We start from the raw sequence: 18,996 nt of genomic DNA, 5'->3' as shown, positions 1-18,996 counted from the left end.
ACCATGGAAACATGCATTAGATGCAGGAAACCTACAGGCGCAAAGGATCCGGGCGCAAATTCAAGTCCGAACCGAGAACACTTTCTTCCTCGTCAATGCGTTCTGATCTGCGCAAACGTTGGATACGTCGCGGGACGGGAGTTCTCGCAGCTACTTCCACTCCCGTTGTTTTAACGCCGATAATCTACATTATGTAAAGTAAGCGTTGATTACGCCTTTCACTGACCGGCGCGGCCAGTCCTATCCAGCGCCGGAGCCGGCCTGTTTCATTCTTGACTGAACTTCCACCAACTCAGCCAATACCCTGGTGCACCGGAGGCAATCGTCCAGGTGCCGGCGAACTTTCTCCTGAGCGGCCCGGCGCACGGCATTGCGGGCGTATTTACCTAAGTAGCGCGAAAAGTCCGTGCAGGGGTCCGTAGCTGATTCCTGCACGTGTTTTTGCAGGTACGCCTGGCGGAGACCCTCCCGTGCCCGGATGAGCAACGATGAAACAGCGTTTGGAGTCAGTTCCATAGCCCGCGCCGCTGCGGCCGGCTTCATGCCCTCGACGTCCACCTGCCAAAGTACGGTCTGCCAGCGGGACGGCAGGGAACGGAAAGCCAGCAGAAGGATCGTATTCTCGAAGTCTTTGACAACAGGATCACCATTAAAAACCACGATCTCACTCACAACGCCATCCACCGTCGCCGATGCTCGTCGGCTCTGCAGATTCCGGCGGTGCGACATCCGCCGAACGGTGGTCAACAGATAGGCCCTGAATGAGTCCACCGGTCCCCTGCCTTCCAGCAGGGACTTCAGGATCGATGCAAACGCCTCGGAGACCACATCGTCAGCGTCCGTTGGATTATCCGATTCCGTCCGGGCAACACGGGTGGCCACGCGTTGGTACCGGCGAAAAAGTTCCTCGAAGGATCGCGAGTCACCCCCTCGCACGGCAGCGAGCAGGCATGTGTCACTCTCGCCCGCCGGTAGCGTGTGTCTGCCGGCTCCCCTCCCCTGCTGACGTTGTGCAGGTTTCAGAAGCACTTGTACTTGCTGAGCCGGCGTGGAGGATTGGACGCGGCCGAACGGCAGGACGGGGACAAGCATGGTTGCCTTCCGACGTGTTTGAGTGATGACGCCTAGAATCTAGGCAGCAAGTGATTGGTCACACTCAAAACGCAGGCAATTTGTTGGAAGTAGACGTTCCATGCAGGATTTCGACTTTGATGAACGGGATCTCAGGCTTTTACATGCCCTGCAAATCCGACCCCGGGCACCGTGGACGGCTTTGGCGCCTGTAGTCGGAGCCGACGCAGTCACGTTGGCCCGCCGCTGGAATTTCCTGTCCGCGGAAGGCCTGGCATGGGTAGCAACCCACCATGGCAGTGGTTCCAAAGTAGCGTTTGCCATTGTGGAAGTTGAGTGCTCGCCTGCCAGCCTGGCAGCAGTGACCGACGAACTAGCGGCCGATCCGGATGTCCTCTCAGTGGACCACACTGCGGGCGGACGGGACATGGTCCTCTCTGTTATTTGCCGCGACGAGGCGAGCCTTGGACGGTTCATTTTGGACCGACTGGGCGCCATCAAAGGAATCCGCAGCACAAGAACCCATGTGGGCATCAATCTGATAGCAGACGCCCGAAGTTGGCGGTTGCGCTCATTGCAGGATCACGAGGTAAAGCTCATAGAGCGGGAAGCACCCCAACCTAGTCCCGCCACCAGGGCCGCATCGACAGATGTGGAGGGCCACCTGTTCCGGATCCTTCGCTCTGATGGTCGAGCCTCGATAACGGAAATATCCCACCAGCTCGGAATCAGCCCCTCGCGCGCGAAAAGCGCCCTAAACGCTGCCTTGGCGCAAGATCGAATCGTAGTCCGGCTGGAAATCGCCCGCAAACTATCACCATGGCCTGTAAGCGTTTGGTATTTTCTTCGCGTCCCAGCCACCCAAGTGGAGGCAGTTGCGGACAAGTTGGTCGGTCTCGGAGAAGTGCGTCTCGTCGCAATGACGGGAGGGCCATACTCGCTCGTGATGTGTGTTTGGCTTCGCCGACTCGAGGACATGACCGTTCTCGAGCGGCAGCTGGGCGAAAGGTTGCCGACGGTGGAGATCATGGATCGCTCCATCGCGTTGCGTACGCCTAAGCATGTTGGTGTCAGACTGGACCCTTCCGGTCGGCGGATCATGTAGGTACCGGACATACGAATGCCCCGTCCAGCGCGAGCCGGACGAGGCGTTCGAGGCTACATTGCCCTGCGTGGCCGCTATTGCTCCTGTTGCGCTCCTGCAATATTGACCAACCAGGCAATGCCGAACTTGTCCACACACATCCCGAAGGTGTCACCCCACGGTGCGCTTTCAAGTGGCATGGTGACGGTACCGCCGTCGGCCAGCTTGTCCCAGTAACCACGGAGCTCGCCTTCGTCCTCGGACTGGCCGCTGAGTGACACCGAAATGTTATTGCCAGGGTTGTAGTCCATACCGTTGGGCGTGTCGGCGGCCATCAGTGTTAGTCCGTTGGGAGTCACCAGCATGGCGTGCATGACCTTGTCCGCTTCGGCTGGGTCCTGACTTGCCTGGAATTCGCCAAAAGTGCTGAGTGTTAGTTCGCCACCGAAGACGGACTCGTAGAAGTTAATTGCGTCCCTGGCATTATCGCGGAACGAGATATATGGGTTGAGGCGGGTTGTCATTAGTCAGTTCTCCTCATGGTTGTAATAGGTGCGCACGTCACCGTGCGGTAATGCTAGCAGCGCCCAAGGCGCCTGTCCCCCAAACTTTCAGTCGCCGTCGTACGCCTTTTGCAGGGCATTGATATCTAGCTTCCGCATCTTCAGCATCGCTTCCATTGCCCGCTGGGAACCTGCTGGATCCGGACCATTCAACAGGCTCGGCATCCCAGCAGGGACGATCTGCCACGACAAGCCAAACTTGTCCTTCAGCCATCCGCACTGGCTTTCTTCTCCCCCTCCTTCCAAGAGCGCATCCCAGTAACGGTCAACCTCGTCCTGCGAGTCGCAGTTGACCACCAGGGACACTGCTTCGTTGAAGGTAAAGGCCGGTCCCCCGTTCAAGGCCATGAACTGCCGTCCTTCAATTTCAAAGTCCACGGTAAGAACCTGTCCGTCTGGACCCGGCAACGATGTCAGGATGGACGAATCATCAAATGTCGACGTGTAGAACTCCGCCGCCTCCGCGGCCCGGCCGTCAAACCACAAACAGGTGGATATCTTCTGCATTCTGCAAGTCCTCCAGGATCGCGAGGAACCACTTGTCCCCCGACTGAGGCTAGTCGCGTGGGTTCCACCACACAATGCCCGACGGCGGCCGGCAACCTTGCTACCCTTCGCCGATGTCGATGCCCGTAACGGGCACACCCGCGCGCTCGTAGGCAAGGGCCACTGCGCCCGTCGGGAACCCCTGCGGTGGTTGCGCGAACCGGAACGCTGCCGGCACGCCGGCACCGTCGGGGAACAACTTCTTTCCGGCTCCAAGCGTGATGGGGTAGAGGAAGAGGTTCAATCGATCAACGACGTCGACCTTCAGCAAGGACCGCACGAGCTCGCCGCTGCCAATGACGTGGATGTCCTCGAACCGATCCTTCAGGGCAGCCACTTCCGCCACTTCGGACAACGCCGTAGTGCCCGCCCAGCCAGGATCCGTCAGCGAGCGGGAGACGACGAACTTCGGCAGGGCGTTGAAGGTGTCGGCGATCGGGTCATCGGTGCGGTTGGGCCAGTATCCCGCGAAGATGTCGTAGGTTTTGCGTCCCAAGAGCAGCGCATCCATGCGGTTGATTCCCGCGACGATCGCTTGGCCGGTTTCCTCATCCGAATATGCCGCCTGCCAGCCGCCGAATTCGAAGCCGCCCTCACGGTCCTCATCAGGTCCACCCGGGCCTTGGTACACGCCGTCAAGGGTGATGAACAGGTCGACGGAGAGGATTCCCATAATGTACTCCTTCGCATGTGAGGCAACCCGGATGCCGCCTCCAACCGTACGCCGATCGGGATTACCCGGGATCGACATCACTGCGAGCCAGACTAGCGACGCGTGCACACGATGGGTAGGGGTTTCCTCAACACGATGATGTTCGGCCTCGGTGGCCTTTAAAGGCCTCGGCCGCCACCACGCTCCACCGTCGTATGCGATCTGGGCGTCAATGACCGACGGGTAGGGCAAACGCTTGTTTATCGTCAACAATTGACGATATTGTTGGATGCATCCGTCTGCGAAAGGCAGCCCCCATGCGACAACGTCGTCGTGTCTTGCCCTGGAACTTAGCCAAGCCTGGGAAGGTTATGACGCCATGCTTAGCTTGAGCGTCATCATCGCCGCAGCACTGATGACCAGCTTCAGCGCCGTCTCCCTCATGCCACGGTCCGCGCCAAGAGGACTGCGGCGTTCAAAGGACGGCTTCCTCCTACAGCTAGGCGCGGGAATCCTCGCGCTGGCGTCCGTGGTGCTTGCCGTCAACATCCAGCTCGGCGTGTTCCGGTGACAGAGGCCCCGTCGCGTACTTTCCCCGCCAGGATTGGGGATTGCGGCGCAGTGGTATTTGGCGCAAAACGGCCATAAGTCAGCGAAGAACGGATAGTCCAGTCAGCCTGCGGTCCGCAGAATTGTGGAACGTTCGTAACACTGACTGGAGGTGGCACGTGATGTTGACTGACAGCATCCAACAGCAACCGTTTGTAGCAAAAGACCTGGAACCCTCTGCGGTTCCGCCGGACCTGAGGTCCGTCATGCGGCATTGGCCCTCGGGCGTCAGCGTCGTGACAACCGCGGCGGGCAACCGACGGGCCGGCATGGTCATGAACAGCTTCGCCTCCGTCTCGCTGGATCCGGCCCTTGTCTCCTGGTGTGTGGACAGAGCATCGTCCAGCTTTGAGACCTGGATGGCGACAGATAACTTTTCCATCCACGTTTTGGGTAAGGATCTTGGGCACTACGTCCCCCGCTTCGCCCAACGCGGCAATGACAAGTTTGAAGGCCTCACTCCTCTTGTGGGATCTACCGGCGCGCCCGCTTTGCCGGGCGTGGGACTGCGACTCGACTGCCGGCTATGGGCACGCTATGAGGGCGGCGACCACATGATCCTGGTCGGCCAAGTGGACCACATTACACAAGCGGAGCCGTTCGAGCCCCTTCTGTTTCAGCACTTGCGGAAACCGTAGAACCAGGGCCTGACGGCTCGTGTATATCACCAACACTCACACTGGACCCGAAAGAGGAATCATGCATCCCATGAACAGAAAAGACCACTTCAAGCTCGGACTATTCTCGGCAAATTGTTCCGGCGGATTGGCCGTCACAAAGATCCCCGAAAGGTGGGGGGCTACGTGGGAGGAAAACCTTCGGATGGCCCGCATAGCCGACCAGGCAGGAATTGATTTCCTGCTGCCCATTGCGAGATGGATCGGTTACAAGGGCGATACGAATTTTCATGGTTCGGTGCTCGAGCCCATCCCATGGGCCGCCGCGCTCCTGGCCGCCACCGAAAAAATTTCTGTCTTTTCAACGGTTCACACAGCGTTCAACCACCCATTGGTGACGGCGAAGCAGATCGCCACCCTTGATGCGATCGGTGGCGGCCGCGCTGGGCTGAATATCGTGGCTGGCTGGAATCAACCCGAGTACGAAACCATGGGCGTAGATATGGCGGAGGCCCATGACGATCGCTACGGTTTCGCCCAAGAGTGGTGGGACGTGGTGCGTCGGGCATGGCAAGAGGAAGAAATCTTTGATTTCGACGGGAAGTTCTTCTCGCTCAAGCATGTTGAGGCATTGCCGAAGCCCGCCGGTGGAAAAGTTCCTATTCTCAATGCGGGTTCGTCCACGCAAGGCAGGAACTTCGCTGGAAGGAACTCGGATTTCGTCTTCACGGTGGTCGGCGGACCCGAGGACGGGGCAGAAATTGTTCGCTCCGTGAAAAGCCAGGCGATGGCGAATTACCAACGTGAGGTTGGTGTTCTGACCCTCAGCCATGTGGTGTGCCGGCCAAGCCATCAGGAGGCAGCGGACTATCTGGCGTATTACGCAGAAGAGAATGCTGATTGGGGTGCGGTGGATTACCTCATGAACCTGCAGGGACTGCACGCGGAATCCTTCACTAAAGAAATGTTGGCTACCATGCGGTCGCGTTTTGCCGCCGGCCATGGCTCTTGCCCGATCGTTGGCACACCTGATGAAGTAGCCGCAGAAATTGCCCGTTTCGCCAAGGCCGGTTTTGACGGGATGACCCTTGCGTTTGTCGACTACGCCGGCGAGCTTGAGTACTTCGCCCAGGAGGTACTCCCGCGCCTGGAGAAGCTGGGCGTTCGTGAACCGGCACTTGCCAATGTATAGAAGGCATGACTATCGTCAAGAGCACTCTATATATCCGTCGGATGGTAGAGGCGGTCTCGGTGCAACCAGGATCAAGATTCCCTTCCGGGAAAGGTCATTACATGGATTCAACTGGAGCGGCCGACGCTGTCTCCCATCAGTTGCCTGCGGATAGACCCCTTGAAGCACATGCGCTAACCCGCAGCACCTCGGCAGCAGTTGTCCGCGACTCCGTCAACAGCCTGACGTCGGATGAGCATCTGCTGGTTCCGCATCAGGGACACGGAATCGACGGAACCGTCAACGGCCTGGTGGCGGGTGCCATCAGCCTGGTATTCGTCTCGTACGGTACGGGTGTCACCATTGTCAGTCCAGCGTCGGGCCGCCGGGCGCTCCTCGTCATCCCGAGGGGTCCAATGCTCGTGGAATCCTGCGGCAACCAATGGGTGGCGAATACTCCGTTCGCCTTGAGCTCGCATCATCAGACCAAGATGGTTCCGGACCCACTGCGCGGAGCCCTCGTTGGCGGCGTCGACGCTGATGTGCTGGAAAACTATCTGGCTGCTACGGCCGGCCGGGTGCTGGTCAAGCCCATTTCCCTTGCCAGCGACGTTCCATTGCAGCTCAGCAATCCGAACATGGTGTCGCAAACCTGGTTGGAAGCCTGCCGCCAGCTGGACCAAGGCCTCCCCGGAGAGTCCGTGACTTGGCTTGAGAATATTCTTCTTGCCACAATGTCCGCCGGGCTTGCTCCTTTTTTGGAGCCGGCTTTCGCTCCCTTGCCCGGCAACAAGGGGGCTCCGGCGTACGTTGAGTTGGCTTGCAATTACCTGGAGCAGAACCTGGGGGCAAACATCCGGATTGATGATGTCGCCTCTGCCGTCGGGATCAGCACAAGGCAACTGCATAATGCCTTCCAAGCACACGTCGGCCAGAGTCCCGCGCACGTCCTGCGCGATATGAGGCTGGCGCGTGCACGCCGGATTCTAGAGGGACAGGCAGGTCCAGCCGCCGCAACGGTTGCCGAAGCAGCCTTCGACGCCGGGTTCTCCCACCTTGGGCGGTTTGCCGCGTATTACAGCGAAAAGTACAAGGAGTCTCCGTCCGCAACGCTCCAAAGATTGCGGGGGCGTCCTTTGGCGGCTACGGCCTTCCGGTGAAGTGAGTAGGCGGAGGCACTGACGTTGCCCCGGCTACAGGGGGCTCTGGCAAGCTCTACGGTACCGGCGGAGATTCAGATCACGTGACAGGCGGTGCACTTCAAAGGAGCCTGCTGTGGCCGGATGGAATGCAGATAACGCGGCGGGTCCTGTTGGGCAGGGTGCCGTGACACTCGTAGAAGGATCCGCGTTCTGTATCTCTTTGCAGAGCGGGGACATCTTTCCAGCGGGTGGGGCGTATCACCCTGGCCACGGACATGGGTGCCTACAATCCGGTCAGTTAGCACAACGGCTCCGTGTGGCAGCACGATAATGCACTGATTGTCGCGGGGTTGGTGCGCTATGGATTTGTTGAGGAAGCCCAGCGCCTTGCTTCAGCTTTGATGGAGGCCGCCGAACATACCGACCATCGGTAGCCTGAATTGTTTTGCGGTTACAGCCGCTCCGACTACCCTCAGGCGCTTCCCTATCCCACGGCATGTTCACCCCAGGCCTGGGCGGCGACCACTCCGATCTCCACCGCGGTACGCGCCCTTCGCTGGCTGACGTTGACCAATTGGACAGACTTCGACCAAGCGAATAGCGAATAGCTCGATATCGGATAGCGAGGCTACCGGCGAAGGCTCTCCGACGGCAGCTCGCCGAACGTGTCAAGGTAGAGCGCCGAGAAGCGCCCTTGATGGGAGAAACCGCAGCGCTCTGCGATCGAAACAATGGTCTCCTGTCCGGGGGCAGCAGCAAGAAGCAGTTCCCGGGCCCGGTCCAGTCGCACCCTCCTCAACAACTCCGACGGCGTTGCCCCCACCTCGGAGCGTAGGGCCAGTTGCAGGGTACGCACCGACACTCCCAGATTCTCTGCGATATCCGGAACCCCCAGCTCCTCAGAGGCGTGCCGTTCCAGCAGTTCCCGGAATTGTCGTATCAGGCGGCTTTCGGAAGCTGGACTGGAGTGGTCAGCCTCCGTCACGGGACTCATTGCCAAGAGCAGCCGGGAAACCATCGTGTCCGCCAGAAGCTTCTGGACGAAAGTTGGAGCCGTTCTTTCCTGCTGGCTGATCATGTCGTCGTGGAGTTCGACGACCGACCTCAGGAACGCCCGGCCGGCAGGGCCAGTAAGGTCCATCGCATAGCCGAGCTTCACGCTCGTCTCCGGATCGCCGCCGGGATCCTTGGTCCGCAAACCATTTCCCTGCGGATCCTCTCCATAGAGTTGCGCTGCTACAGAAGCAAGAGCGAGGCGGCTCACGTAGACAATCAAATGCGGGGTTCCGCGATCCCACGTCATGGTGAACGGACGGTCGATCGGAGGAACTGTCGCGGTCTTGGGGCTCGAATCCACCGAGGATGAGCCCACCTCCATGTGTGCGTGGCCCGCAAGGGGAATCTGGATCAGATGGAAGTTCTCCAGTCCTTCCGGACTGATCCGGACGTCCGCACCATAGTCCAGGAATTCGATGCCAACATCACCGCGGTGCAACGAGCGCAGCTTCATGTCCACGGACGTCCCCCGGGTCTGCGGAACGAGGTCGTGACCGCAGAACAAATCAGCGATTTTCTGGTGCGCGTCATCGACATCCGTCGTGCTCACTGTCGGCAGGCCCCTGAGGACGTCACGTGGAAGGATCCTCACCATTGCGCGTTCCTTCCCCGGTTTTCGTTTTTTGGATGAGCCCTGCGCCAAGCGGATAGACCCGTTTTTTGCCTGTGAATAGAGTCACTCTTAGAACAAGTATGACGCACGTCATAGAAACGCAGCAAAGAAACCGATGGAAGGGGTGAGCAGAGATGAAGAACGTGAAGCTGGTGCATGACCGCCGAATCGAGTGGGAACGGACTCATCCGAAGCCCGCGCCGAGGCCCACTGTCAAATAGGCAGTGAAATAGGCCGTCCGTCGGCAGCGACGAGCGTCAATGCGTACATAAGACACTTTCCACCTCACCGATTCACTACGAAAGGTTTGGCCATGTCAGCACTCTCGGGCAAGACCGCAGTCATCACCGGCGGCGCCACCAAGATCGGCCAAGGCGTCGCCGTAGCGTTGCGCGATGCCGGTGCCACCGTTGTGGTCGCCGACATCGACGCCGACGGCGGCGCGCAGCTCCACGCGTTGGGAAGCGACATCAGCTTTTCGCTCACTGACATCACAGATGATGCAGCAGTAGCCCGGCTCATGAACGACACGGCAGCCTCGCATGGAGGTATCGACATCCTCGTCAATCTGGCCTGCACCTACAAAGATGAAGGTGCGGCTTCGGACAGGAACGATTGGCTGCAGGCACTGAACATCAACGTGGTGAGCGCCGTCATGGCAAGCAACGCGGCACGCCCTTACCTCAAGGCATCCCAGCGCGGGGCCATCATCAACTTCACCTCGATTTCGAGTTCCGTTGCCCAGACAGGCCGCTGGCTCTACCCTGCGGGCAAGGCCGCCTTGGTCCAGCTGACCCGGAGCATGGCCGTAGATCTTGCCGACGATGGCATTCGCGTCAATTCGGTCAGCCCTGGGTGGGTGTGGAGCAACATCATGGACACCCTGTCCGGCGGCGACATTGACAAGACAGACTCCGTAGCAGCCCCGTTCCATGCCCTGAAGCGGGTGGGACGGCCAGAGGAGATCGGAGCCGTGGTCGCTTTCCTCGCCAGCGACGCCGCAAGCTTCGTGACAGGAGCTGATTGGGCAGTCGACGGCGGCTACTCCGCTTTGGGGCCCGAGCGCGCCGAAGAAGCCATCCCATTACTCGCCGCTGAAAAGAGGTGACGACACATGAATGACATCAAGCTCGTGCACATCGGCCTTCCCGGCTGGGAACAAACCCATCCCGAACGAACGCCGAGGCCCGGCCAAATATCTTCCCCCATCATTTACGGATGCAGAGACAGCAGAAAGACAAGGTCAACACTATGACACAGCGCCACATCACCATCGTCGGAGCAGGGCAATCGGGCCTGCAACTTGGCATCGGCTTGCTCAAAGCAGGATTTGCGGTCACCACCATCTCCAACCGCACCGCCGAAGAAATCCACGAGGGAAAGGTCTCCTCCAGCCAATGCATCTTCCACGATGCCCTTGAGCACGAGAGGGCGCTCGGGTTGGACTTCTGGCCTGAAGCTCCCACCGTGGACGGAATATCGTTTACGATCCCCCATCCGGAAGTTCTTGGTGAGAAGGCCATCAGCTGGGCATCGCGCCTGGATAACCCGGCCAAGTCCATCGATCAGCGGGTCAAGTTCCCGAGGTTCATGGAAGAGTTCGTGGCGCAGGGAGGCGAGCTGGTGTTTGAGGACGCCGGTGTGGAGGAACTGGAACGCTACTCCCTTAACTCCGATCTGGTGATTGTGGCGGCAGGCAAGGGCGAAATTGCGCAGCTCTTCACCCGCGATGCCCAGCGCAGCACCTATGACGCACCCCAACGTGCCTTGGCGTTGACGTACGTCACTGGAATGGAACCCAGGGCAGAACACTCGGCAGTTTCCTTCAACCTGATTCCAGGGGTGGGCGAGTACTTTGCCTTCCCGGCCCTCACCACCACAGGTCCGTGCGAAATCATGGTCTTTGAGGGCATTCCGGGCGGCCCGATGGATTGCTGGAAGGGCCTGACTCCCGGGGAACACTTGGAAGCGTCCAAGACCATCCTGAAGCAGTACTTGCCGTGGGAAGCCAGCCGGGCGGCCGACGTCGAGCTGACCGATCCCAACGGCTTCCTGCAAGGCCGGTTCGCACCCACGGTCCGCCATCCCATCGCGACGCTTCCGAGCGGCAAGAAGGTCCTCGGACTCGCGGACGTCGTAGTCCTCAACGACCCCATCACCGGCCAGGGCTCCAACAACGCCAGCAAATGTGCGGCGTCCTACTTGCAGAGCATTGCGGGACACGGCGAAGGTGCCTTCGATGCAGCGTTCATGCAGGCCACTTTCGAAACGTACTGGAACTATGCCCAGCACGTAGCACAGTGGACGAACGCACTGTTGGCTCCTCCTCCCCCGCATGTCCTTTCGCTCCTGGGAGCGGCCGGCCAGTCGGCCGAAATCGCGCACCGCTTCGCCAACGGCTTCAACAACCCGCCGGACTTCCAGGAATGGTTCATGGACCCGGACAAGGCGGCCGCATACCTTGCAAGCGTGGGCTCAGCCGTACCCGCGACCTGATAGTCGCTCCACTTCCCCCTGGCAACAACGTTCCTCGAAGGAAAACCAGACATGCGAAAGATCGCAATTATCGGAGCCGGCGAATCCGGCGCTCAACTGGCCTTGGGCCTGCAACGGGAGGGGTATGAAGTCACCCTGTTCTCGGACCGTTCGGCCGCTCAGATCCGCACCGGCAAGGTGATGTCCAGCCAATGCATGTTCCCCACAGCCCTCGCCGCCGAAGCGCAGCTGAGCTCCGCCCTGACCAAGCTTTATGACGACGAAGCCGTGCCCGGGATCGGCGCCATCCGATTGCGTGTGGAAGGCGAACCCGGCTCAGACGCCATCGAGTGGGAGGCACCCCTTGAGGGAACCGCCCACTCGGTGGATCAGCGGATCAAGAGTGCGGCCTGGATCGAGGCCTTTGTGGCTGGTGGCGGTGATTTCCGTATAGAGAAAGTCACGCAGCGCATGCTGGAGGAACTCGCACGCGACTATGAGCTGGTTATCGTCGGCACCGGAAAGGGAGAGATCGCCCAGATCTTCCCCAAGGACAGGGCCAAGTCCCCGTTCGACCGTCCGCAAAGAGTCCTGGCCCTGAACTATGTTTCACTCGATTCGGACTCACTGGATACGGTCTCAATGGACAAATCCAATACAAATGACAGCATTCGCATGTCCGTAGTCCCCGGCGTCGGGGAATTTTTTACCTTTCCCGGACTCACAGTGTCCGGGCCTTGCCAGATGATGGTCTTTGAAGGCATAGTCGGCGGCCCAATGGATAAGTGGACCGATGTTACAAGTCCGGAGGAACAGCTGAGCCGATCCCTGGAAATCCTGGAAGAACATTTTCCCCACGAGGCGAAGAACTTCGCCAACGCGACACTCACCGATGAGGGTGCAACACTCCTGGGCCGGATCACGCCGACCGTTCGTTCAGCAGTGGGCGAACTGGGCAACGGCAACCTTGTCTTCGGCCTGGGCGACGCCGTCCTGCTCAACGATCCCCTCACCGGTCAAGGGTCCAACAACGCGACGCTGGCCGCCAAGTACTACCTGGATTCCATCATCCGGCGGGGGCAGCAGCCTTTCGACAAGCAGTGGATGGAACGCACCTTTGACGAGTTCTGGCGGGGCTGGGGCCAGTGGGCGGTGGCATGGACAAATGACATGCTCAAACCCCGGCGGGAACACCAACAGGCTGTGCTGGCCGAAGCCGCAGACCACCCTGCACTGGCCGCAAGCATCGCCGGAGGATTCGATGATCCACGCACGTTCTACCCATGGTGGTTCGATCCCGCAGCTGCCGCCGAGTTTGTGCAGGCACGCAAGGACGAAGATTCGTCAGCTTTTGACCTGAGGGACTTCCGTGGCGCACTCGGACAATTCGCCACGGGCGTCACCGTAGTCACCACCCTTGGAGTCGACGGACGGAAAGTGGGCATGACCGCCAACTCCTTCACGTCCGTTTCCATGGAACCTCCGCTGGTGTTGTGGTGCCCCAGCAAGCGTGCTCCCAGCCTGGCGGACTTCGAGGACGCCACGCACTTTGCCATCAACATCCTTGCCAGTGACCAGCACGTCCTTTCCCGCCAGTTCGCAACGCCAGCCACAGACAAATTCGCCGGCGCGGAAACCACCGAGGGAATCGCCGGAATCCCGTTGCTGGACGGCGCCGTCGCCACGTTCCAGTGCCGCACCGTCTCACGACACGATGCCGGCGACCATGTCATCTACGTAGGCGAGGTGGAGAAGTACGAGAATGCTGGAGGGGAACCACTCCTGTTCCACAGCGGCAAATACCACGCCGCGACCAACCACCCGGACTTCTGAGATGACGGTGCCCTCCATGACGGACTCGACCGATATTGCCATCATTGGTTCGGGGATCAACTCCCTGGTAGCCGCCGCGGAGCTTGCCATGGCCGGGAAGCGCGTCTGCCTCATTGAACGGGGTGGCAGGCTGGGCGGCTTCATCCATTCAGCGGAACGCACGCTGCCCGGGTTCATCCACGATTCCTTCTCCTCCTGGCACCCCCTGTTCGTTTCCGGAGGGGCTTACCAGGCTTTGGGAAGCGAGCTGCATGCGAGGGGATTGGAATACTGCAATTCCGACGGCGCGGTGACGGCCAGCGTGGCAGCCGATCCAAAGACGGGGCAACACAGGGTGGTCATGGCCCATCGCGACCCGGCACTCACTGCAGCTGCGTTGCAGGAGAACGGAGACGAAGGCGCCTACCTGGCGATGTTGGAGGACCTCGGCCGCAATGCAGGGACCATTTTCGGTGCGTTCGGTGCTGAACTCCGCTCGTTCAAAGACGTGCTGAGGATCGCCGCCGGCGCTTTGAAGCGAGGAAAAGTCAAGGGTACTGAGGCCTTCGTCCGGGATTCCGTCATGAGCGGCCGCAACTATCTCCGCAGCCGCTTCAACGGATGGCAAACCGACCAGCTCTGGTCCCCTTGGCTCCTTCACGCAGGCCTCGGCCCCGACCAAGCGACCGGCGGCGTCATGCTTCCGGTCATGGCCTTGAGCATGCACAGCTTTGGCTTGCCTGTCGTCAAAGGAGGGGCCTCGAATTTCATCGCTGCTTTTGAGGCCCTTCTGAGGGATAAAGGCGTCCGGATCATGCTGGACACCGAAGCCGAGGAAATCCTGGTCGGCTCCAAAGGTGCAACAGGCGTGAAAACCTCCAAGGGCCTGGTCAGCGCACAGACCGTGCTCGCAAATGTGTCGCCCCAGGCGCTGTATTCCAAGCTGTTGCGCCAGCCACCAGCCGGGTTGGCCGAAGCAGCCGCACGCTACCAGAATGGCCGCGGGGCCATGCAGATCCACCTGGCTTTGGATAAACCGGTCCAATGGACCGATCCGCGTTTGGATTCCGTGCCCCTGGTTCACCTGAGCAACGGTTCGGACAGTACTGCAATTGCTTGCGCCCAAGCCGAAGCGGGGCTGTTGCCTACGGAACCTACCGTCGTCGTAGGTCAGCAGTGCGTCCTGGATCCTTCCCGGGCCCCCGCAGGCAAAGCGACACTATGGCTGCAGTTACAGGAAGTGCCGTTCTCGCCGGTAGCGGATGCGGCAGGGTCGCTCGCCGTGGACGGCGGCTGGACACAGGAACTTAAGGAACAGTACATGGAACGCGTCCTGACCAGGCTCGAACAATTCGCGCCAGGCACCAGGGCCTCCGTCCTGGCCTGGGACATCCTGGCACCGACCGATCTGGCTGCGGAAAACCCCAATGCCGTCAACGGCGATCCGTACGGCGGATCCGCGGAACTCTTCCAAAACCTCCTCTGGCGGCCCTTCCCCCAGGCCGCAAACCACAAAACCCCCGTCAAGGGCTTGTGGCACATTGGCGCTTCCACCCACCCCGGTCCCGGGCTGTCCGGCGGATCGGGGCATTTAGTTGCCCAGAAACTGAAATGAACCCACACATCAACCCGACAGGAGAACAATGTCTGTTCTAAATGAGCTCACCGCAGCCTTGTCATCCGGCGCCATCGACGTCGTCGACCTCACCACGCCACTCAGCGGTGACACCCCGATTCTGAATCTTCCCCAACCCTTGGCCAACACGGTTGGACTCTCGCTCACTCCCGTCAGCAATTTCGACGACGCCGGACCGGCCTGGGCGTGGAACGACGTCACGGTGGGCGAACACGCCGGTACACATCTGGACGCTCCCGTCCACTGGATCACGGGCAAGGACGGGAAATCCGTTGACCAGATCGAGCCCTACCGCCTGGTGGGGCCGGCTGTGGTGATTGACAAGACCGCCGAAGCTGCACAGGACGCCGACTTCCTGCTGGAACCCGAACACTTCGAGCAGTGGCAGCAGGACCATGGCCCTTTCCCGGAAAACTGCTGGGTCATCTTCCGCACCGGCTGGTCCGCCCGCGGCGGTAACGCATCGGATTTCATGAACGCTGACGACGCCGGCCCCCACACACCCGGGGTCTCCGCGGCGGGTGCCAAATGGCTCGCCGGAAACGCCTCCATCAGCGGCTTCGGCGTGGAAACGGTCGGCATTGATGCTGGCCAGGCCGCAACACTGGATCCGATGTTCCCGGTCCATTCGTTCCTGCTCGGCGCTGACAAATATGGTGTGACGTCGCTGCGGAACGTTGATCGCCTCCCGGTCACCGGCGCGACACTGGTGGTTGCACCCCTGCCCATCGTCGGCGGGACGGGGAGCCCCAGCCGCGTTTATGCACTGGTTGACAACTCAGCAAAGACGGAAAGCACCGCATCGGAGCCCGGCGCATGAGCGAGCAGGTAAGGGTCTCCACGCTGGTGGGCCAGACACTGGCAAAGCTGGGAGTCGGCCACGTCTTCGGGGTGGTGGGAAGCGGCAACTTCGACGTCACCAGCACCTTGATGAACGCCGGAATTCCCTACACCGCGGCCCGCCATGAGGGCGGCGCTGCCACCATGGCCGATGCTTACTCCAGGATGTCGGGCAAGGTGGGCGTGGTGACCACACACCAAGGATGTGGCCTGACCAACGCGATCACCGGCGTCGGGGAAGCTGCCAAGAGCCGAACACCCATGATCGTGCTGACGGCCGATACGCAGGCGGCAGCTATCCGGTCCAACTTCAAGATCGACCAAGATGCACTGGCACGCAGCGTAGGGGCCGTGGCGGAACGGATCCACTCCCCCGAAACGGCTGTAGCGGACACCGTCCGGGCATTTCGAACAGCGGTGAATGAGCGCAGGACCGTGGTCCTCAGCTTGCCTTTGGATGTCCAAAGCGGAACGGCCGCAGACACGGTGAGTACCGTCGTCGTGCCTGTGCCGGTGCGGCTTCGTCCGGATACCCGTGCAGTGAACCAGCTGGTAGAGCTGATTTCCAATGCGAAACGGCCCGTGTTTGTAGCGGGCCGCGGCGGCAGGGGCGCCCGGGATTCCATCCTGGCCCTTGCCCGGCATGCGGGGGCACTCGTGGCGACCTCGGCCGTGGCCAATGGGCTGTTCAACGGCGATTCGCACAATTTGGGCATCTCCGGCGGGTTCTCCTCCCCTTTAACCGCGGAGCTCATTACCTCAGCGGACCTGATTGTCGGGTGGGGTTGCACCCTGAATATGTGGACTATGCGTCACGGCAGGCTGATCTCTACCGGGACAAAAGTAGTCCAGATCGACGTCGAAGATTCCTCGTTGGGCGCCAACAGGCAGATCACACTTGGCGTGCTGGGTGATTCCGCCCTCACGGCCGACGACGCCCTGGAAGTGCTCAGGACGACCCAGCCTGCAGCGGCGGAAAAGTACCGCACTGAGCAGAACGCCCTCGCCATCAAACAGAGTTCGCGGTGGCGGGACGTGGAGACTCCGGACCTTGGCACTGCGACGTCGATCGATCCACGGGTGATCAGTCGGGAACTGGATACAATCCTTCCCGCAGACAGGATCCTCGCAGTGGATTCGGGCAACTTCATGGGCTACCCCAGCCAGTACCTGGCGGTTCCGGACGAATTCGGATTCTGTTTTACCCAAGCGTTCCAGGCGATTGGCATTGGCCTCTACACGGCAATTGGCGCTGCAATAGCGCAACCACATCGATTGCCCGTCCTGGGTGCCGGAGACGGTGGGTTCCTAATGGGCATCAGCGAGCTGGAGACCGCCGTACGGCTGAAGCTGCCGCTGGTCTGCATCGTCTACAACGATGCCGCATACGGCGCTGAGGTCCACCACTTCGCCGAACACCACCCGCAAGAGGAATTGGGGAGCGTGTCCTTCCCCGAGACGGATATTGCCGCAATCGCCCGGGGATACGGAGCCGACGGCGTGACAGTCAGGACTCTTGAGGACCTTCAGCCAGTACGGGAATGGGTTGCAGCCTTCAGGGACGGCGGACGGGACCGGCCCCTGGTGATCGATGCCAAGATCGCCTCGGACGGTGGCTCCTGGTGGCTGGCGGAGGCCTTCCAAGGACACTGATCCCGGGACGGCTCCTTGTAAAAGGGTTGGGGCGCAATGCTGCCCCAACCCTTTTCTCGGTTGCGTACTTCACACAGTTGTTACTGCTGGCACATCTGATTTCGCAGGTGACCCAACGATGGACAGCGCATATTCATGGGCCTTCGGACCTAGCAGTTGGTGCAGCTTCGTGAAGAGCTCCTGTGCGGCCAGCCCATGCCAATTTTCCGGCAGGTATTCTTCGGGGAGCCCGGGGTCCATATACGGAAGCCTCCGCCACTGCGTGACCATGGGAACGTAATCCACGAAGGCCTGCTTCAGCAGTTCGGCCTGCCCGGCCTCCTCATCGTGGTCCTCCCAGCGACGGAGTACGAGCTGATGCCGTGCAATGAAGTCCGAATATAGGGCCTCCAACGATGGCAGATCCCACCATTGGCCCACTTTCTCCTCCAGGTGGCCGCCGGTCAGGTGGGTTGCCCTGAAGAGTTCCACATAGTCCATGAGCCCGGCCCGCCGCAGCTGGTGTTCGACGTCGGGCGCAAGATTTCCGGGTGCGATCCACAACCCCGGAGACACCTGGCCGCAGCCAATACGTGTCAATATGCTCCGGAGCTTGTGCCGCAGGTGTCGCTGTGTCTCGGGGACTGAGAAGGAGGCAAGGAGCCAGGCGTCGTCTTTGTCTGCACGGCGGGGAGCGAAAATCCGTTCGTCGCCGGCGCTGAAAACATCCTCGAGTTCCGGCGAAAGTTTGTAAGCCGCAGAATTTCCCCGTTTCACGCTGACCAGGACTCCGCGTTTCTTCAACCGCGACACGGAAGAACGCACGCCCGCTGATTCGACTCCCAGGTCCCCGAGGAGCTGCACGAGGTCCGCGATCGCGAACGTGCCGTCCTGATGGCGGGCATACAAGCCATACACAGTGACGATCAGGTGTTGATGGCGCGGCGTCGGGGCAACGTCGGGCGCGGCGGCCTTGGCCATTCAGCGCTACCTCAATTGGTTAGGGATGGACTTAGAGTCTTAGGCTACATCCCCGATTGGACGCGCTTTTCACGGCCCTAGCTGCTGTACATGCAGGGTTTAGTGCAAACGGTGTCTAAATGAAGATCAGGCCAGCCCACGGCGTGGCAACCGGCGTCGTCCCGTCGAATACGGAGCGGAACTCTTCATCGAGCAAAGCGCCCATGGTTAGTTCGGGTGAATTTTCCTTGATCTCATCAGAGCGTGAACCAGACATCTTTGTCTCCTTAGTACGGGGATGCGGAGCGGATCACCACTTGCGGCGCCCTCATGCTTCCAAACACCACTTTATATCGCGTCAGTGACGATCGTAAATAGATCGACATATGTTTTTGGCGAATCACCCGCGCGGTCTTGTTTGGGCTTTGGTGGCGTGCTAACTTCTGTGTATATGACGATCGTAAAAAAATCGACATATCCTCACAATCGTCAGATGGACCCTGGCCCACGCGGCCGC

General features: G+C 60.3%; 18 protein-coding genes and 1 pseudogene. 12 read left to right on the top strand and 7 right to left on the bottom strand.

The window, feature by feature from the left end; all coding sequences use genetic code 11:
* Nucleotides 1-240: 240 nt before the first annotated feature.
* On the bottom strand, nucleotides 241-882 hold the full coding sequence (locus LDN90_RS12240) for a sigma-70 family RNA polymerase sigma factor (RefSeq protein ID WP_263426262.1): 642 nt from the start codon (nucleotides 880-882) through the stop codon (nucleotides 241-243).
* 310 nt (nucleotides 883-1,192) lie between these two features.
* Here LDN90_RS12240 and LDN90_RS12235 point away from each other — a divergent pair, with 310 nt between their 5' ends.
* Nucleotides 1,193-2,176: an Lrp/AsnC family transcriptional regulator gene (locus LDN90_RS12235; protein WP_223945894.1), complete on the top strand. Its 984-nt coding sequence runs from the start codon at nucleotides 1,193-1,195 to the stop codon at nucleotides 2,174-2,176.
* A gap of 74 nt (nucleotides 2,177-2,250) precedes the next feature.
* On the opposite strand, the gene LDN90_RS12230 is transcribed toward LDN90_RS12235, so the two are convergent.
* From LDN90_RS12230 to LDN90_RS12220, 3 genes are all read right to left on the bottom strand, one after another.
* Nucleotides 2,251-2,679 (bottom strand): VOC family protein, encoded by a 429-nt coding sequence (locus LDN90_RS12230; RefSeq protein ID WP_223945893.1) that lies wholly within the window; start codon nucleotides 2,677-2,679, stop codon nucleotides 2,251-2,253.
* Nucleotides 2,680-2,766: 87 nt separating this feature from the next.
* Nucleotides 2,767-3,225: a VOC family protein gene (locus LDN90_RS12225; RefSeq protein WP_223945892.1), complete on the bottom strand. Its 459-nt coding sequence runs from the start codon at nucleotides 3,223-3,225 to the stop codon at nucleotides 2,767-2,769.
* 100 nt (nucleotides 3,226-3,325) lie between these two features.
* Entirely contained in the window at nucleotides 3,326-3,937 is a 612-nt protein-coding gene (locus LDN90_RS12220; protein ID WP_223945890.1) for a dihydrofolate reductase family protein, read from the bottom strand.
* A gap of 358 nt (nucleotides 3,938-4,295) precedes the next feature.
* Here LDN90_RS12220 and LDN90_RS12215 point away from each other — a divergent pair, with 358 nt between their 5' ends.
* The 5 genes and pseudogenes from LDN90_RS12215 to LDN90_RS12195 form a co-directional block, all read left to right on the top strand.
* The gene (locus tag LDN90_RS12215) at nucleotides 4,296-4,487 is read left to right on the top strand and encodes a hypothetical protein (protein ID WP_216923785.1); all 192 of its coding nucleotides are present in this window, start codon (nucleotides 4,296-4,298) and stop codon (nucleotides 4,485-4,487) included.
* 160 nt (nucleotides 4,488-4,647) lie between these two features.
* Complete coding sequence (locus LDN90_RS12210) at nucleotides 4,648-5,163, top strand: flavin reductase family protein (RefSeq protein WP_223949285.1); 516 nt, start codon at nucleotides 4,648-4,650, stop codon at nucleotides 5,161-5,163.
* A 70-nt stretch (nucleotides 5,164-5,233) separates the two neighbouring features.
* Nucleotides 5,234-6,334, top strand: coding sequence for an LLM class flavin-dependent oxidoreductase (locus tag LDN90_RS12205; protein WP_223945889.1), 1,101 nt, complete (start codon nucleotides 5,234-5,236; stop codon nucleotides 6,332-6,334).
* A gap of 101 nt (nucleotides 6,335-6,435) precedes the next feature.
* Nucleotides 6,436-7,473 carry an AraC family transcriptional regulator gene (locus LDN90_RS12200; RefSeq protein WP_223945888.1) on the top strand — a complete coding sequence of 346 codons (1,038 nt, stop codon included), beginning with the start codon at nucleotides 6,436-6,438 and terminating at the stop codon, nucleotides 7,471-7,473.
* A gap of 225 nt (nucleotides 7,474-7,698) precedes the next feature.
* A pseudogene (locus LDN90_RS12195) lies at nucleotides 7,699-7,988 on the top strand (amylo-alpha-1,6-glucosidase); the annotation flags it as partial.
* A 95-nt stretch (nucleotides 7,989-8,083) separates the two neighbouring features.
* On the opposite strand, the gene LDN90_RS12190 reads toward LDN90_RS12195, so the two are convergent.
* Nucleotides 8,084-9,106, bottom strand: a complete 1,023-nt coding sequence (locus LDN90_RS12190; RefSeq protein WP_223945887.1) for an AraC family transcriptional regulator — start codon at nucleotides 9,104-9,106, stop codon at nucleotides 8,084-8,086.
* A gap of 331 nt (nucleotides 9,107-9,437) precedes the next feature.
* Here LDN90_RS12190 and LDN90_RS12185 point away from each other — a divergent pair, with 331 nt between their 5' ends.
* The 6 genes from LDN90_RS12185 to LDN90_RS12160 all read left to right on the top strand — a co-directional run bounded on the left by LDN90_RS12185 (nucleotide 9,438) and on the right by LDN90_RS12160 (nucleotide 17,540).
* Complete coding sequence (locus LDN90_RS12185) at nucleotides 9,438-10,232, top strand: SDR family oxidoreductase (RefSeq protein WP_216923780.1); 795 nt, start codon at nucleotides 9,438-9,440, stop codon at nucleotides 10,230-10,232.
* 110 nt (nucleotides 10,233-10,342) lie between these two features.
* A complete protein-coding gene (locus tag LDN90_RS12180; RefSeq protein ID WP_223945886.1) occupies nucleotides 10,343-11,620 on the top strand; it encodes a styrene monooxygenase/indole monooxygenase family protein in 1,278 nt (425 codons plus the stop codon).
* Between the two features lie 51 nt (nucleotides 11,621-11,671).
* Nucleotides 11,672-13,432 carry a flavin reductase gene (locus LDN90_RS12175; RefSeq protein WP_223945884.1) on the top strand — a complete coding sequence of 587 codons (1,761 nt, stop codon included), beginning with the start codon at nucleotides 11,672-11,674 and terminating at the stop codon, nucleotides 13,430-13,432.
* 16 nt (nucleotides 13,433-13,448) lie between these two features.
* Nucleotides 13,449-15,026, top strand: a complete 1,578-nt coding sequence (locus LDN90_RS12170; protein ID WP_216923778.1) for an NAD(P)/FAD-dependent oxidoreductase — start codon at nucleotides 13,449-13,451, stop codon at nucleotides 15,024-15,026.
* Nucleotides 15,027-15,054: 28 nt separating this feature from the next.
* The gene (locus LDN90_RS12165) at nucleotides 15,055-15,867 is read left to right on the top strand and encodes a cyclase family protein (RefSeq protein WP_223945882.1); all 813 of its coding nucleotides are present in this window, start codon (nucleotides 15,055-15,057) and stop codon (nucleotides 15,865-15,867) included.
* Entirely contained in the window at nucleotides 15,864-17,540 is a 1,677-nt protein-coding gene (locus tag LDN90_RS12160; protein WP_223945880.1) for a thiamine pyrophosphate-binding protein, read from the top strand. Before LDN90_RS12165 ends, LDN90_RS12160 begins: the two co-directional genes overlap by 4 nt.
* Nucleotides 17,541-17,609: 69 nt before the next feature.
* On the opposite strand, the gene LDN90_RS12155 is transcribed toward LDN90_RS12160, so the two are convergent.
* Nucleotides 17,610-18,500 carry a PaaX family transcriptional regulator C-terminal domain-containing protein gene (locus LDN90_RS12155; RefSeq protein ID WP_223945879.1) on the bottom strand — a complete coding sequence of 297 codons (891 nt, stop codon included), beginning with the start codon at nucleotides 18,498-18,500 and terminating at the stop codon, nucleotides 17,610-17,612.
* Between the two features lie 115 nt (nucleotides 18,501-18,615).
* Nucleotides 18,616-18,756: a hypothetical protein gene (locus LDN90_RS12150; RefSeq protein WP_223945878.1), complete on the bottom strand. Its 141-nt coding sequence runs from the start codon at nucleotides 18,754-18,756 to the stop codon at nucleotides 18,616-18,618.
* Between the last annotated feature and the right edge of the window lie 240 nt (nucleotides 18,757-18,996).

This window comes from Arthrobacter sp. NtRootA1 (assembly GCF_019976975.1).
In the GTDB taxonomy this organism is placed as follows: Bacteria; Actinomycetota; Actinomycetes; order Actinomycetales; family Micrococcaceae; genus Arthrobacter; species Arthrobacter aromaticivorans.
Note: the sequence above shows the minus strand (reverse complement) of the source record. Positions and strands in the feature narration are given on the sequence as shown.